The sequence below is a fragment of the Ignavibacteriota bacterium genome (assembly GCA_016713565.1).
Taxonomy (GTDB): Bacteria; Bacteroidota; Ignavibacteria; order Ignavibacteriales; family Melioribacteraceae.
In genome coordinates this window covers 1,605,369-1,621,126 of record JADJOX010000007.1, presented here as the reverse complement: position 1 = coordinate 1,621,126, position 15,758 = coordinate 1,605,369, and the positions used below count along the sequence as shown (strand labels likewise).

The window sequence follows — 15,758 nt, the reverse complement described above, 5'->3', positions numbered from 1 at the left end:
ATGAAAAATTAAAATTTATCCATTCAAACTGTATGCAATTTCAGTGTAATGCCTAATTTTATTAAAACATATATAAGTTTTACTTCACTTATTAAGATAAATTTTTTGTTTTAATTAAATAAAAATCCCGAAAATAATTGAGTAATACTGCTTAATTTCCGGGATATTATTGATTGGCAAAATTTATGAATTACATACTTAAGCTTGCACCAAATATTAAATAACTAACTTCTTGATTTGGGTTTAATACGTAGCTAGTGAAAATTGGCAGAGCAAAATCATCCGTAATTTTAATGTCCTTTGATACTTTTACTCCGACGTTTATAAGATTAAATTTATCAGTTTTGTACCACATTAGTTTTTCACCGCCTGGAGTTCCGCCGACGAATAGATCCAATCCCACAGTTTCAATTTCCGTTGAATAGCCTACTTCAAAATAAACAGAATGGTCATTATCATTATATAAGTTCATATATGCTGCCAAAGAAATTGGAAATTTTTCATTTCCCGCAAAACTTAACCCGGCTTCAATTATATGGCCGCCTTCTTGATCGTCTTTATAATTTCCATATTTATATGCACTATTTGGATAATAATAATCTGTTACAATTAATGAAAAATCCGAAATAGAATACGACATATATAAATCCATTTCTTCTGCACCTGAAGCATCGTTAGTAAATGGATAGGAACCCCAAAAACCTACTTCAAAATTTCCTGCAGCTAATGATAACGACGGTTGAATGCTTCCGGAATTTCCAAAATCCAATCCTCTCCAAACATATCTACTGACAAAATCCGCACCTCCAGATAATGTGGTTTGGGCTAAGAGGCTGCTCGTAAATATTAAAAATATTGCAAGCGCCAATAATTTATTTATACTGCTTTTCATAATTTCTCCAAAATTTTTTAATTGAATTGAAAATCAAATTTTGCCTTTGTAAATATGTTTACTTAAATATTTTGTACTAAACTACTTTTTCAAAATCAGGATAAGCTTCTATTCCATGTTCACCAATATCCAAACCTTCTAATTCTTCAACTTCACTAACTCTAATTCCCATAGTAGCTTTAATAATATGCCATATGACAAATGATATAATAAATGTAAAAGCGCCAACTGAAAGAACGCCTATTATTTGGCTTCCTAAAAGTGAAAAACCGCCGCCAAAGAGTAATCCATTTCCGGTGGTATTAGGCATAAATCTATCTTCTGCAAACAACCCTAAAGCTAAAGTACCAAAAACACCATTTGCCAAATGTACTGCTAAAGCACCAACCGGATCATCAAGTTTCATTTTATCAAAAAATATTACCGCATAAACAACAATTGCTCCTGAAATTGCTCCAATTATTAAAGAACTTTCAACACTTACATATGCGCAAGGTGCGGTAATAGCAACCAATCCTGCCAAACAGCCATTTATCGTCATACTTAAATCGGGTTTTCCAAGCAATATCCATGCAACTGCTGTAGAAACTAAAATTCCAGCAATTGCCGCACTATTTGTTGTAATAACTATTCGTGAAATAGCTTCCGGGTCAGCGGCCATTGTACTGCCGGGATTAAAACCAAACCATCCTAGCCAAAGTACCATTACACCAATTGTTGCGGATGTCATGTTGTGGCCGGGAATCGCATTAATTTTTTTGCCGTTATATTTGCCAATTCGCGGACCTAAAACTATAACACCGGCTAAAGCTGCCCAGCCTCCTACTGAATGGACAACTGTGGAACCGGCAAAATCCCAAAATCCTAAATTAGCTAACCAACCGCCTCCCCAAATCCAGTGTCCGGTAATTGGATACATAATTGCAACCAAAACAAAAGAAAATATTATAAATGAAAGATATTTTATTCTTTCGGCAACTGCGCCAGAAACAATTGTAGCTGCTGTTCCGGCAAAAACAAGTTGGAAAAAGAATTTCGCTAAAAGTGGAACAGTTGCCCAACTTAATGCCGAATAAACGCCTTGATATGCGTCTCCGGTAGCCGGACTGTTATCCGCACCGCTTAAACCAAAAATACCATTTAACCCAAAAAGTCCTGAGCCGTCTCCAAACATTAATCCCCAGCCAATTGCCCAGAAAGCAAGTGAAGAAACGGCAAATACTATAAAATTTTTCGAAAGTATGTTTACCGCATTTTTACTTCTGGCAAATCCGGATTCAACCATTGCAAAACCCAAATTCATAAAGAAGATCAGCATGCCTGTTATAAGAACCCAGATCGTATCAAATATTACTTTATTTTCCATAATTTAAACCTCGTTTTAATTAAATATTTTTGTTCTAAAATTTTTTTATAAAGCCGATTCACCAGATTCTTCGGTTCTTATTCTTATTGCATCTTCAATTGGAATAACAAAAATTTTACCGTCTCCAATTTTTCCTGTTTTGCTTTTTTCAATTATAATTTGAATTGCCTTTTCAACTGCATCATCAGAGCAGATTAGCTCAACTTTAACTTTAGGTACAAATTCCAAATTATATTCAGAACCTCTGTAAATTTCTTTGTGACCTTTTTGCCTGCCATATCCTCTAACTTCAGTTACGGTAATTCCGGCAAAACCTTCTTCCTGCAGCGCATTGTGCAAAATATCCAATTTTCCCGGTCGAATTATTGCTTCCACTTTCTTCATTTTATTCTCCTATTTTATAGATATTACATAAAAAAATACGTTAAAATAATTTTGATACCTTAATTATTTAGAACATTGAGTACAAAAATATAATAAAAATTTATTTTGTCAAGATAATTTCTTAATTATTTTTGGTATTGTGATGTAATAACTTAATTATTATGTAATAAATACCAATAAGCCTAAATAAATACTTTAAATTATAGAATAGACTTATTATATGATTTTTTTTAGGGTGGAAATACGCTGATTTTTAAAATTTTTAAGACGAGATAAAGAATTGTTGTAAATTTGAATTTAAAAAAAATTGCCGCCACTGTATTTAAAGTGTCAGCAATTTATATATTATATATTTACTCTACAGCAAATGCCAACTTTACATTTGCTTTAAATTGAGTGATTTTGCCTTCTTCAACTTTAGCACTGTGTTTAATAACTTCAACTCCGCTAATTCCTTTAATTGATTTAGATGCTTTTAATACGGCTTGATTTACCGCATCATCAAAACTTTTTTCAGAAATTCCAATAATTTCAATAACCTTAATAGCACCTGCATTTATATTTGTCATGCTTTCCTCCTATGTTTAATTAAAGATTTTTTGTCCTGCTATTTCTTCCAATCTTTTTATTCGTTCTTCAGTAGATGGATGTGTAGAAAATAATTTCTGCATTCCTCCAAAAAATGGATTTATAATGAACATATGAGAATCAGATTCACGTCCATTTCTCATCGGAATTTGCTGAACTCCATTTTGAAGTTTATAAAGAGCTGTGGCCAAACTAAGTGGTTTTCCCGATATTTCCGCACCGCCTTTATCAGCAGCAAATTCTCTCACTCTCGAAATTGCCATTCTAATTACCATTCCCGCAATTGGTGCTAAAATCATCATAAATAAACCAGTTAGCGGATTTTCTCTTCTATCTGAACTAAAATGGGCTATTTGCCCCAATGTTGCCAAAGCACCGGCAAAAGTAGCGGCAACAGCACTTGTTAAAATATCGCGGTGTTTAACGTGAGCAAGTTCGTGCGCCATTACTCCTTCAAGTTCATCTTTAGATAAAATTCTTAAAATTCCTTGTGTTGCCGCCACAGCGGCATGCTGCGGATTTCTACCCGTTGCAAAAGCATTTGGCGTTTGTTCTGGAGTAATATAAACCTTCGGCATTGGTAAACCGGCATTTTCTGTCAGCTTTTCAATAATTTGATAAAGTCCGCTGGGATCTTCAGGACCTATCTCATTAGCTTTATATCTGCTTAACACCATTTTATCACTAAACCAATAACTGTAAAAATTCATACCGGCTGCAATAATTAAAGCTATAATTGTTCCGCTTTTTCCTCCAATCATTCCCCCAATCCAAATAAAGAGAAGGGTTAATCCCATCATCAGTAAAAAAGTTCTAAAGTTACTTTGCATAAATAAACCATTTTATTATAGTTTTTAACAATTTAAACAATTTTTGTAAGAAATAATATATCAAATTTTGAATTTAAGTAAAAATTTTATTCAAATATAAATTTATTGTTTATTTAGATTCAAATTATCTATTTATTTTGTTAAAATTTTACAATGTCATTGTTAAATTGTTTCATTTAATTTAATACTTTTAAAATACATTTAGATTGTTTGTGTTAAGAAATGCTCTTGAAAAGTTATTTCTTTTTTAATACAATTATGTGTTAAATGGAAAAAAATAAGGAAGTAAACCATGTTAATGGTAAAAGATGTTGATTTAACACCTAATCCTCAAGCTTTAAAATTTGTATTGAGTGAAAAGTTATTAAATAGAGAAACAAGAAGTTTTAAAAACAAACAAGAAGCAGAACACGACCCACTTGCAAAGGCAATTTTTGATTTGCCCGGAATTGTTTCTGTGTTCTATATGGATAGATTTATAACCATTGAAAAAGAGCCAAATACAAGCTGGGGCAAAATTCAAATGCCTTTTGTTAATCTTATAAAGGAATTTAACAAAGATTTAATTCCTCAAGAATCCGAAAGTTCTAATTCTTTTGAAAATGAAACTGAACTTCTTAAGCAAATTAATGATCTATTGGATAAAAGAGTTCGTCCAGCGCTTGCTGGAGACGGCGGCGGATTACAAGTATTAGATCTGCACGATAAAACTTTAACAATTAGATATCAAGGTGCTTGCGGAACTTGTCCGAGCGCTATTCAAGGAACATTGGTTGCCATTGAAAATCTTTTAAAGCGCGAAATAGATCCTTTTATGGAAGTTGTAAGCGGCTAAATTTATTTTTATAAATCCCGGTAGATTCTTGTCGGGATTTATAAAAGTTTTTCTAATTTATTAAACTGTTTGAATACATTTCTTTCTTTTCTTCTAAGAAATTTGTCAATTCTCTGTCAAAGAAAAATTCTTCCTCTCCAAATGCGGGTGTTAAATGAGTATACCAAGTTGCCGTTGAATCATATTTTGCAAAAAATGGACGTTTAACCCAATCCGGATTTCTAGCTTGAAGCAGATTCAGTACAAATACTTTTTGATTGTTTATGTCGGCTATTCCCTCAATTTTTACTTTTCCGGGGAAAGCAGACATTACAGGACCTCGAGCTGTTCTTGATAAGCCAGATAATTTGTTAAAGGCATTTTTATAAATATTGAAGACCTGTTTAAGCGGTACCTCAAAATATTTTTTTGCTCCGGTATTTCTTTCAACAAACATATAATATGGAATAAGGCCAAGTCTGACTTGCTCTTTCCACATTCTTTTCCAAATTTCCGAATCATCGTTTACGTGCTTAATCACCGGTGACTGAGTTCTGATTTCAACGCCAATATTTCTGAGACGATTAATTGCATCAACAACAATTTTTGTTTTAAGTTCATTGAAATGACTGAAATGTGCCATTATTGTTAAGTGTTTTCCTGATTTAATTATTCTTTCAAATAATTTTAATATTTCATCTGCGTCATTATCAGTAACAAATCTATATGGCCAATATGCAAGAGACTTTGTTCCTATTCTAATATTTTGAATATGTTCAAATTTATGCGAAAGAAAAGGCTCAATATAAACTTTTAATTTTTGATATTTCATTATCATTGGATCACCGCCGGTAAAAAGAATATCCGAAATTTCCTTATGTTGATGAATATAGTCTTGAAATTTTTCCGATTCATCTGTTGCAAATTGTAAGTCATCGATGCCAACAAACTGAGCCCATCTAAAGCAGAATGAACAATAAGCATGGCAAGTTTGGCCTCCTGTAGGAAATATTAAAACCGTTTCTTTATATTTATGCTGCAAGCCACCTATCGGAACATTTTCGTGAAATGGAACATTTGCAATTAATTGTCCGGCTGGATGCGGATTTAATTCCATTCTTATTTCATCCGAAATTTGTTTCACCAGGTTATTTGGTAATTGATTTTTAATTGCACTAGCCATTTTATTGAAGTGTATTGAATTTAACATTTCTTTGTTCATGAAAGTTAATTGAAAGATTGGGTCCTTTGGAATATTGGACCAATCAATTAACTCTTCAATTACATAATTATTCACTCGAAAAGGAAGAACATTTGCCACAACTTCCATATTAAAGATTTCATCTTGAGAAAGTGATTTAATCTGCGGGATTTCGTGTAAATCCTTTAGCTGGAATATTTTCAGTTTTGGAGTGTCCATATTACCTCCTTACTTAAAATAATTTATTTATAAATCTTTATAACAGGCTTGAATTAAAAAAGGAAAATAAAACGAACCTTGAGATTTGAAAAAAAGAATGAAGCGGCAAAAGCCGCTTACATTATTTAATAGTATTAACTTTGCTGATGTCGTCTACTTTAACAAAACTTTCTTGAAATTTATAGCTTCCTTTATCGGATTTCATAGTTTTTACAACTTTAACATTAATATCAGCTTTTTTACCAACATTTTTTGCTTTATCAGCAAATGTTTGCTTTTTTGCCATTTTTATTATCTCCTTCTTATTTTACTTTTAAAATTAATAAAAAAAAGCCAAAATTGAAATGTTAATACTTATCCCATTTTTAACTTTGATTTTGTAGTAAATCCACTAAAATATGTCCGCTTTCTTCCAAATACGGATCTTCAACTTTAAGACTTTTTTTGGTTACTTCTTTTTTATCAATTATTTCTATTTTACTTTCTTTTTGTCTTTCTTCATCACGCAGTTTTCTTTTTAGTTCTCTTTCGTCTCGTTCTTTTTTCCTGACTTCTTCATTTAATGAAAATTCCACTTTATCTTTATTTTCTTTGTATTCTTCAATATCTTCAAGTATATAATTGAACTCGGGTTCTTTTAATATTCTTTTTCTATGTTTATCAATTAATATAGGAAGAATATTTGTTAAATCACTGTATTTTTTAAATTGGCTTGTCTGTATCTGATCCCATTTAAGAGCGCTTGGAATAGAACTTTCTCCATATTCGCTTGGATCAACAGCTGTTGGAAATTGAACGTCGGGAATAACTCCTAAATTTTGAGTACTGCTTCCCGTTACTCTATAATATTTGGCAATAGTAATTTTTAATTCTCCACTTTGATCACCGGCTGATGGAATAAATCTATCTAAACTAATCAAATTCTGTACAGTTCCTTTGCCATATGATTGTTCGCCAAGAACAATTCCTCTTTCGTAATCTTGAATTGCCGCGGAAAATATTTCTGAAGCAGACGCACTATATCTATTTATTACAACCGCGAGAGGACCATCATATATAATTGAAGGATCGGGATCTTTTTCCACTGAAATATTTCCATTGGATTGCCTGACTTGAACAACAGGTCCGTCTTTAATAAATAAGCCTGTCAATTCAACAGCTTCATCGAGAGCGCCGCCGCCATTATTTCTTAAATCAATAATGATACCATCAACATTTTCCTTTTTAAGATCATTAATAATTTTTTTAACGTCTCTTGTAGTACTTCTAAAATCAGGATCGCCATTTCGTTTCGCTTCAAAGTCAACGTAAAAACTTGGAATTTCTATAACTCCCAATTTATAATCAACATTATCTTCATTTATTGTAATAATCCTTTTCTGTGCCGCTTGTTCTTCTAATTTTACTTTATCCCTAATAATGGAAATTGTATCCGGTTTTGAATCAATTCCTTTGCTTGCTCTTAAAACCGAAAGTCTAACTTTTGTTCCTTTATCACCGCGGATCAAATCAACAACGTCATCAATTCTCCAGCCGATAACGTCTACCAATTCTTCGTCGCCTTGTCCAACTGCAATAATATAATCATCGGCGTGAATATTATCTGCTTTGAAAGCTGGTCCGCCGGGAACAATATTTACAACTTTTGTATAATCATTATCTGTCTGCAAAGTAGCGCCAATTCCTTCCAGTGAAAGTTTCATTCTAATATTAAAATTTTCTGAAGTTCTTGGTGCCAAATAATTTGAATGCGGATCGATAGCATCGGCAAATGAATTTAAGTAAAGCTGTAAAACATCTTCAGACTTAAATTGCAGAATTGCTTTATGATAATTTTTATATCGCTGTATTAAAGTTTCTTTGGTTTTGTCCCATTCTTTACCGCTTAACTTCAAATTCAATGCTTCATTTTTTAATTTCTTTCTCCAAATTTCATTTAATTCGTCTAAGGAATTTGGCCATGGTTCTTTTTCTCTATCGATTTTAAACGCTTCGTCAACAGTAAAATCAAATTCCTTGTCTAAAATGCTCAACACAAATTTCATTCTTTCATTCATTCTATTCTTGTATGTGTTGAATATTTTGTAAGCTGGATCTAAATTACCGGATTGTAAATTTTCATCGATAGAATATCTATATTTTTCAAAATCGTCAATATCAGATTTCAGGAAATATGATTTATTGTAATCAAGTGAATTTATATAATTATCGAAAATTACAGAGGAAAGCGAATCATCAAGAATGAATTTTTTGTAATGGTATCTGGATAATATTGTTGTTACCATTCTATCAATATCCGAATAGTAATCTAATGGCTCAACAACTTTGTTTGTATCTAAAACTTGATTTTGCGCGTGTAAATCTTCTGTAATATTTTTTTGACAATTACTTATAAATAAATATGTGAGGATAAGAATTATATATTTTTTCATTAAAATAATCCTATTTTTAAGCTTTTGTTGTAACAATCAAAAGTAATTAATGTTTCATGGATAAGTTTGGAAATATAAGAAAATTACTTTCAAAAAAAATATGGTAATGAAATGGAATTGGATAATTTAAGAGAATTTTGCCTTAAAAAGAAATGGGTTAAAGAAGAATTTCCATTTGATGAAGATACTCTTGTATTTAAAGTTGGAAGCAAAATGTTTTGTCTTGTTAATTTAATTGCTCCAATCAGCATTAACATAAAATGCAATCCGGAAGAAATCCCGGATCTAATTGAAGAATATGAAGAGATTTTACCCGGCTACCATATGAACAAAAAATATTGGATAACTTTAAAATTAGAAGGAAAGCTTACAAATAAATTTATTTTTGATTTGATCGATAAATCTTACGAGCTGGTTTTTGAAAAGCTTACTTTAAAGGAAAAGAAAGAATTAAATAATTTTTAGATAAATGACCGGAGACTTTCTCCGGTCATATTATCTCGCATTCATTAACTAACAGAAGTCTATACCCCCAACTCAAGTTTATTTCTTAAGCTGCCTATTACTTCGTTTAGCGATATATCTTCAGAAGTTAATTTTTCAATATTTGTATATGCATGAATAACGGTAGAATGATCTCTTCCGCCAAAATGCAGACCTATGGTCTTTAATGATGCTTTTGTCAATTTTTTTGATAAATACATAGCAATTTGTCGAGCTAAAACAACCTCTTTTTTTCTATTTTTTTCTCTAACTTTATTTTCATCTACTTTAAACTCTTGACAGACAATTTTTGTAATGCTGTCAATTGAAATATTTACTTCTTTTTTAGTAGATATTTCGTTAACCGTTTTTCTTGTCAGTTCAAAATCAATTTCTCTGCCGCTTAAAGACGAATTTGCAAGCAATTTAATTAAACAGCCTTCTAATTCTCGAATATTTGAAGTAATATTATAGGCTATATAATCTAAAATTTCATTTGAAAGCGTAATACCAAAGCTATCGCCTTTATTTTTTAAAATTGCAATTCTAGTTTCAAAATCAGGAGCCTGCACATCTGCCGTTAATCCCCATTGAAATCTTGAGATCAATCTATCGTTCATTCCTTTTAAATCTTTGGGCGGTCTATCGCTTGAAAGAATAATTTGTTTTCTTGATTGATGAAGATTATTGAATATATGAAAAAAAAGATCCTGTGTCTTTTCTCTTCCTGTTAAAAATTGAATATCGTCAATAATTAAAACATCCATATTATTGTAGAAACTCGAAAATTCTGCTACATTATTTGACTGTATTGATTCAACAAATTGCGTTGTAAAAATATCGGCCGAAAGATATATTACTTTCTTATTTGGGTATTTTCCCAAAATATTGTTTCCAATAGCTTGAATAAGGTGAGTTTTTCCTAAACCAACACCGCCATAAATAAATAAAGGATTAAAAGAAGTTTCTCCGGGATTATCTGAAATTGCTATTGCGGCGGCTCTTGCAAGCTGGTTTGATTCTCCTTTTATAAAATTATCAAATGTATAGCGTGGACTAATATTAGTTTCAAATTCCAATTCAATGGCTTTTGGAGAAGTTTTTTTTGTTTCTACGATAGGAGAATCAAATAATTGAATATCTTCCTTTTCTTCTTCATTTATAATGTAAACCAATTTTGCATCCGGACCAACAACCTGGCTAATCGTTTTATTGATTAATGTATTATAATGTTCTTCAATCCATTCAATAAAGAAATTATTAGGCACAGAAATGCGCAGAGTATTTCCATCAAAATCATATGGTTTTATAGGTAAAAACCAAGTATTATAAGTTATATTTGATACATTTTGCTTGATCAATTTTAAACATTCTTTCCAAATGTTCGAAGAATTATTATCTTGAGTTTTAACAAAAGAATTAATTGAAATTTTTAAGTTATCCACAGTTTTTTTACAATATAAAAGATGATAAAAAATACATTTTGGGTTTTATTTTAATTAAACAATTTTACTTATTCACAAATTATCAACAATCAAACAACCTTTGCAACTTATTAAAAAACAATGAATTATGGATTTAATCTAATATTTTTTAACAATTAAATTCCATAAATCAATAAATCGTTCAAATCAGTTTTTTCCATGAAACGTTTCACAATTCAAAATTATCAACAAGTTATCAACATTCGTTTTGGGGTTCAGCTTTAATTCAAAATATGTTAAAAAACCATACTGAACAAATTAATTTTTCAACAATTTTATAATGTATTGTTTTATAACAAAATAAAATTTTTATTTAATGTTGTGAGTTGAAAGAAGTCAGAAATATTGATAATTAAAAGGAATAAAAATTTTTATTTAAGTTATTTTATAGCCATAAAAATTATAAACTTGCTTCTTCGATAAGTTCAAGTTATTGGAATTAATTTTTCCTTACAAATTAATTATTTTCTAAGACCGTAAAACATTATTTTATAATAAAATAAAATTTGCAAGATTTCGATGATATAAAGCCGTTGTTTATTATTATTTAATTCGACAGTTGAAAAAATATTTACTAACTTATTGTTTTTATTATATTTATCAAGAAAACACGGCATGACGTTTTTATTGGATTTTGATCGAAACTTTCAACTAATTTAAAATTTGAAAAACAATTAAATTTGAAAATATTTTAGAAAAACTAAGCAAATAAAGGAATTTTTATGAAAGTTGTTGTAACGGGCGGTGCGGGATTTATTGGAAGTCATATTGTAGAATATTGGTCAAACCAAAATGCGGATGTACAAGTTTTAGATAATTTACGCAGTGGATTTGAAAAAAATTTACAAGGATTTAAAAATGTAACTTTTCAAAAAGGTTCAATTACCGATAAAAATTTTGTTAATAAAGTTTTAGAAAAGGCAAAATACGTTTTTCATCTTGCTGCATTGATTTCTGTACCTGAATCTTTAGAAAAACCCGATGAATGTTTGAATATAAATGTAAAGGGATTGCTTAATGTTTTAGATGCGGCTAAAAACCACGGAATTGAAAAAGTTGTTCACTCAAGCTCCGCTGCAATTTACGGAGATGATCCGCGTTTGCCGAAAGATATTTCAATGAAACCAAAACCGCAGACACCTTACGGTATTACTAAATTAGACGGTGAATATTATCTTCAAATGTATTTTGAACAATACGGCCTGCCGACAACTTCTTTAAGATATTTTAACGTTTTTGGTCCGCGCCAGGATCCAAAAAGCCAATATGCCGCTGCAATTCCAATTTTTGTTTATAAAGCTCTTAAAAATGAGCCAATTACCATTTTTGGCGATGGTGAACAAACAAGAGATTTTGTTTATGTTAAAGATGTTGTTGCCGCAAATGTTTTAGCTGCGACTTCAAAAAATGTGACAGGAGTATTTAATGTGGAAAATGAAAACGCAATTACAATCAATGACTTGGCAAAACTTATAATTAAAACAACAAATTCAAAAAGCGAAATTATTTATCAGCCTACTCGCCCCGGCGATATTAAACATAGTTTGGCTTCAATTAAAGAAACAAGAGAAAATTTAAAATTCAATCCTTCGCATAATTTAACGTCATCTTTGGAAACAACTATTAAATACTTTGAAAGTTTAATAAAATGAAAAAGAAAAATATTTTAGTGGTCTTTACTGGCGGTACTTTTTCTATGAAAATAGATAAAGCTACCGGCGGGGCAATTCCGCATTTTCATGGTGAAGAATTAATTGAAATGATTCCTGAAGCAAAAGGATTGGCAAATATTTCAATATATAATTTTGGAAATTTCCCAGGTCCGCACATGACTCCGGAATTGATGTTAAATCTCTCCAAAGAAATTCAAACGCAAATTAGCAAAAAGAGTATTGACGGAGTAATTGTAACGCACGGCACTGATACTTTGGAAGAAACAGCTTATTTACTCGATTTGACAATAAAGACCGAAAAACCAATTGTTGTAATTGGGGCAATGAAAACAAGCACAGAACCAGATTGGGACGGACCAAAAAATTTACTTGACGCAATTAACATCTGTAAAAATGATAACAGTAGAGGTTTGGGAGTTTTAGTTTGTTTAAATGGTGAAATTAATGCCGCAAGCGAAGTTACAAAAACTCATACCGAAGATATTGAAACTTTTCACAGTTTAGATTTTGGCGCATTGGGATATGTTGAAAAAAGTAAAGTTTGGTTCAACAGGCTGCCAAGAAAATTAGAAAAAATTAAAACGAAAAAAATAAATTCAAATGTTGATATTATAAAAGTATACGCAGGAATTAAGGAAAATATATTCAAGTTAATAGCCGACACAAAAATTGAAGGATTGGTTGTAGAAGCTTTGGGTGTTGGAAATGTTCCTCCTCCGGCATTTGAAGGAATTAAATATGTGCTGAGTAAAAATATTCCCGTTGTGTTGGTTTCACGTTGCCCTGCAGGAGAAACTTTGGATATTTACAGTTATGAAGGCGCCGGAAAATGGTTGAAAAAAGCCGGGGTTATCTTTTCAGATTATTTAAATGGTCAGAAAGCCAGAATAAAATTAATGCTCGCTTTGGGTGGGAATTATAATATAGAACAACTTCATAAAATTTTTGAAGTTTAAAATTGGAAAATATTAAAAAATGGCTTGGATCAATTATTATTTTGCCAATCGCAATTTGGCTTATTAACAATAATGGCAACTTTATTCCACTGATTGATCATTTTACATTATTAATTCATGAAGGCGGTCACGGTATTTTTAAAATTTTTGGAAGTTTTATTTATACTCTCGGCGGTTCGCTGATGCAAATATTGATGGCGGGACTTTTTATTTTTTATTTTTATATAAATAAAAAAATGCTCGGAGTTCAATTCTCTTTAATTTTTCTATCTGAAAATTTATTTAACATTTCCAAATATGCGGCAGATGCGCAAGCAAGAAAACTTCCTTTACTTGGTGGTAACAAAGTTTATCATGATTGGCATTTTTTACTAAGCAAAATGAATATTTTACAGTATGATCAAATTGTAGGTTATTGTTTTATTACACTTGCAATAATTAGTTTAATAGCTGCATTACTCGTTCCATTATTACCTGACGAAGAAAAACACATAAACCTAAACTTAGACATATAAAATTCATTTAGTCAAAATGCTTTAAATTTTTCCCACCATATTTTCCGGAGCAAGTAATTTATCTAATTCCTCAACTGATAACAAACCTTTTTCCAAAACCAATTCGTAAACTCCGCGGTTATTTTCAAGCGCTTCTTTTGCAAGCTGTGTACTTGTTTCATAGCCCAAAACAGGATTTAATGCCGTTATCAATCCAATGCTATTTTTAACTAAATTCGCGCAATGCTCGGCGTTTGCAGTAATACCGTCAATACACTTATATTTTAAGGTTGTCATTCCATTAATTAACATTGAAATAGATTCAAAAATACTTTGCGTAATTATTGGTTCCATTACATTAAGTTCAAGCTGTCCGGCTTCAGCCCCTAATGTTACAGTTAAATCATTCCCAATAACTTTAAATGCAATTTGATTCATAACTTCGGGAATTACGGGATTTACTTTTCCAGGCATAATTGATGAACCCGGTTGCATAGGCGGTAAATTTATTTCGTTTATACCTGTTCTTGGTCCGGAAGAAAGTAATCTAAGATCATTGGAAATTTTAGATAGTTTTACTGCCAATCTTTTTATTGCCGATGAATAAATTACAAAAGCTCCGGTATCTTGGGTAGCTTCAACTAAATTCGTTGCGCTTACAATTTCCAAATTTGTAATTTCTCTTAAATATTCTATACATTTTTCACGATATCCGGACGGAGCGTTTATTCCTGTTCCAATTGCCGTTGCGCCCATATTAACTTCTAAAAATAATTTTGCGTTTTGTTCAAGTCTTTGAATTTCTTCACCTAATGTAACTGCGTATGCTTCAAATTCTTGTCCCAACGTCATCGGCACAGCATCTTGAAGCTGTGTTCTTCCCATTTTAATTATACTTGCAAATTCTTTCCCTTTCTTTCTAAAGGATTCAATTAACTCTTCCAATACAAAAATCAAACTTTCGTTAGATTTAATAATCGCAATTTTAACCGCGGTGGGATAAGCATCGTTGGTTGATTGCGATAAATTTACATGATTATTCGGATGGCAGTATTTATAATCACCTTTTTCTCTATCCAATAATTCCAAAGCTCTGTTTGCGATTACCTCATTTGCGTTCATATTTGTTGAAGTTCCCGCTCCGCCTTGAATCATATCAACAACAAAATTTGTATGAAGTTTACCATTAATAATTTCATTGCAAGCTTCAATAATTGCATCGGCAACAGGCTTTGATAATAGTCCAAGATCATAATTGGCTTTTGCTGCAGCCATTTTTACAATTCCCAATGCAGAAACTAAATTAGGGAATGTATTTATACTTTGTCCACTTATGTTAAAATTTTCCAATGCTCTTAAAGTTTGAATTCCATAATATCTTTCCTGTGGAACATTTCTATTGCCTAAAAGATCGTGTTCTTTTCTGGTTCTTCCCGATTCATACTGATCGCCTATATTTACGGCATTAATATTTGTTCGTTTCATTCTACGCGAAATTACTCGCGAGATTGTTGAATATAGTTTAACCGCAATTTCACCATGCTTGTTGGAAAGGTTAGTTAATTCAAATTTATCTATAATAATAACTTTTGTATTCAACAATGTTCTTGCAGAAGTTGAGTGCGGCGAATCATCAACTAAGGAGCCTTCACCAAGAAAATCATACTTTGAAAAAAATGCAAGTCTTTTTTCTTGTCCGAAAGGCGTTCTTTTAAATAATTCCACTTCTCCTTCGTAAATTATGAAAAGAACTTCATGCGGATTGTTTTCACTGAACAAGATTGATTCTTTTTCATAAGATTCAATTTTCATTTTTTCAGCAACAACATTTAGTTCTTCATCGGTCAAATTGTTGAACAATTCAACTTTTCTAATAAATTCTTTTATATCGGCGGTACTCATAAAAACTCCTGAAATTTTTCTAGTTTTTTGTAACAAATTG

At 31.2% G+C, this 15,758-nt stretch carries 15 protein-coding genes; 5 read left to right on the top strand and 10 right to left on the bottom strand.

The annotated features are described in order from the left end of the window. Positions 1-190: 190 nt before the first annotated feature. From IPK06_14440 to htpX, 5 genes are all read right to left on the bottom strand, one after another. Positions 191-892 (bottom strand): hypothetical protein, encoded by a 702-nt coding sequence (locus tag IPK06_14440; GenBank protein ID MBK7981176.1) that lies wholly within the window; start codon positions 890-892, stop codon positions 191-193. A 76-nt stretch (positions 893-968) separates the two neighbouring features. After that, positions 969-2,258, bottom strand: a complete 1,290-nt coding sequence (amt, locus tag IPK06_14435) for an ammonium transporter (protein MBK7981175.1) — start codon at positions 2,256-2,258, stop codon at positions 969-971. 45 nt (positions 2,259-2,303) lie between these two features. After that, positions 2,304-2,642: a P-II family nitrogen regulator gene (locus IPK06_14430; protein MBK7981174.1), complete on the bottom strand. Its 339-nt coding sequence runs from the start codon at positions 2,640-2,642 to the stop codon at positions 2,304-2,306. Between the two features lie 353 nt (positions 2,643-2,995). Next, the gene (locus tag IPK06_14425) at positions 2,996-3,211 is read right to left on the bottom strand and encodes a dodecin domain-containing protein (GenBank protein MBK7981173.1); all 216 of its coding nucleotides are present in this window, start codon (positions 3,209-3,211) and stop codon (positions 2,996-2,998) included. 15 nt (positions 3,212-3,226) lie between these two features. Continuing rightward, complete coding sequence (htpX, locus tag IPK06_14420; protein MBK7981172.1) at positions 3,227-4,060, bottom strand: zinc metalloprotease HtpX; 834 nt, start codon at positions 4,058-4,060, stop codon at positions 3,227-3,229. A 292-nt stretch (positions 4,061-4,352) separates the two neighbouring features. Between htpX and IPK06_14415 the strand changes: the two genes are divergently transcribed. Continuing rightward, positions 4,353-4,895: a NifU family protein gene (locus IPK06_14415; protein MBK7981171.1), complete on the top strand. Its 543-nt coding sequence runs from the start codon at positions 4,353-4,355 to the stop codon at positions 4,893-4,895. Between the two features lie 52 nt (positions 4,896-4,947). Here IPK06_14415 and IPK06_14410 read toward each other — a convergent pair whose 3' ends face one another. From IPK06_14410 to IPK06_14400, 3 genes are all read right to left on the bottom strand, one after another. Further along, the gene (locus IPK06_14410; GenBank protein MBK7981170.1) at positions 4,948-6,294 is read right to left on the bottom strand and encodes a lysine 2,3-aminomutase; all 1,347 of its coding nucleotides are present in this window, start codon (positions 6,292-6,294) and stop codon (positions 4,948-4,950) included. Positions 6,295-6,415: 121 nt separating this feature from the next. Further along, positions 6,416-6,580 carry a hypothetical protein gene (locus IPK06_14405; protein MBK7981169.1) on the bottom strand — a complete coding sequence of 55 codons (165 nt, stop codon included), beginning with the start codon at positions 6,578-6,580 and terminating at the stop codon, positions 6,416-6,418. Positions 6,581-6,659: 79 nt separating this feature from the next. Then, positions 6,660-8,726 (bottom strand): carboxy terminal-processing peptidase, encoded by a 2,067-nt coding sequence (locus IPK06_14400; protein ID MBK7981168.1) that lies wholly within the window; start codon positions 8,724-8,726, stop codon positions 6,660-6,662. A gap of 111 nt (positions 8,727-8,837) precedes the next feature. Between IPK06_14400 and IPK06_14395 the strand changes: the two genes are divergently transcribed. Further along, positions 8,838-9,191 (top strand): MmcQ/YjbR family DNA-binding protein, encoded by a 354-nt coding sequence (locus IPK06_14395; protein MBK7981167.1) that lies wholly within the window; start codon positions 8,838-8,840, stop codon positions 9,189-9,191. A 59-nt stretch (positions 9,192-9,250) separates the two neighbouring features. Here the strand turns inward: IPK06_14395 and dnaA are convergent, their stop codons facing one another. Beyond that, on the bottom strand, positions 9,251-10,654 hold the full coding sequence (gene dnaA, locus IPK06_14390) for a chromosomal replication initiator protein DnaA (GenBank protein ID MBK7981166.1): 1,404 nt from the start codon (positions 10,652-10,654) through the stop codon (positions 9,251-9,253). Between the two features lie 761 nt (positions 10,655-11,415). Here dnaA and IPK06_14385 point away from each other — a divergent pair. From IPK06_14385 to IPK06_14375, 3 genes are read left to right on the top strand one after another with little or no spacing between them, the layout of a single operon-like run. Continuing rightward, entirely contained in the window at positions 11,416-12,345 is a 930-nt protein-coding gene (locus IPK06_14385) for an NAD-dependent epimerase/dehydratase family protein (protein ID MBK7981165.1), read from the top strand. Further along, positions 12,342-13,322 (top strand): asparaginase, encoded by a 981-nt coding sequence (locus IPK06_14380; protein ID MBK7981164.1) that lies wholly within the window; start codon positions 12,342-12,344, stop codon positions 13,320-13,322. Before IPK06_14385 ends, IPK06_14380 begins: the two co-directional genes overlap by 4 nt. A gap of 2 nt (positions 13,323-13,324) precedes the next feature. Continuing rightward, complete coding sequence (locus IPK06_14375; GenBank protein ID MBK7981163.1) at positions 13,325-13,837, top strand: hypothetical protein; 513 nt, start codon at positions 13,325-13,327, stop codon at positions 13,835-13,837. A gap of 21 nt (positions 13,838-13,858) precedes the next feature. On the opposite strand, the gene aspA is transcribed toward IPK06_14375, so the two are convergent. Then, positions 13,859-15,718 carry an aspartate ammonia-lyase gene (gene aspA, locus IPK06_14370; protein ID MBK7981162.1) on the bottom strand — a complete coding sequence of 620 codons (1,860 nt, stop codon included), beginning with the start codon at positions 15,716-15,718 and terminating at the stop codon, positions 13,859-13,861. Positions 15,719-15,758: the final 40 nt, after the last annotated feature.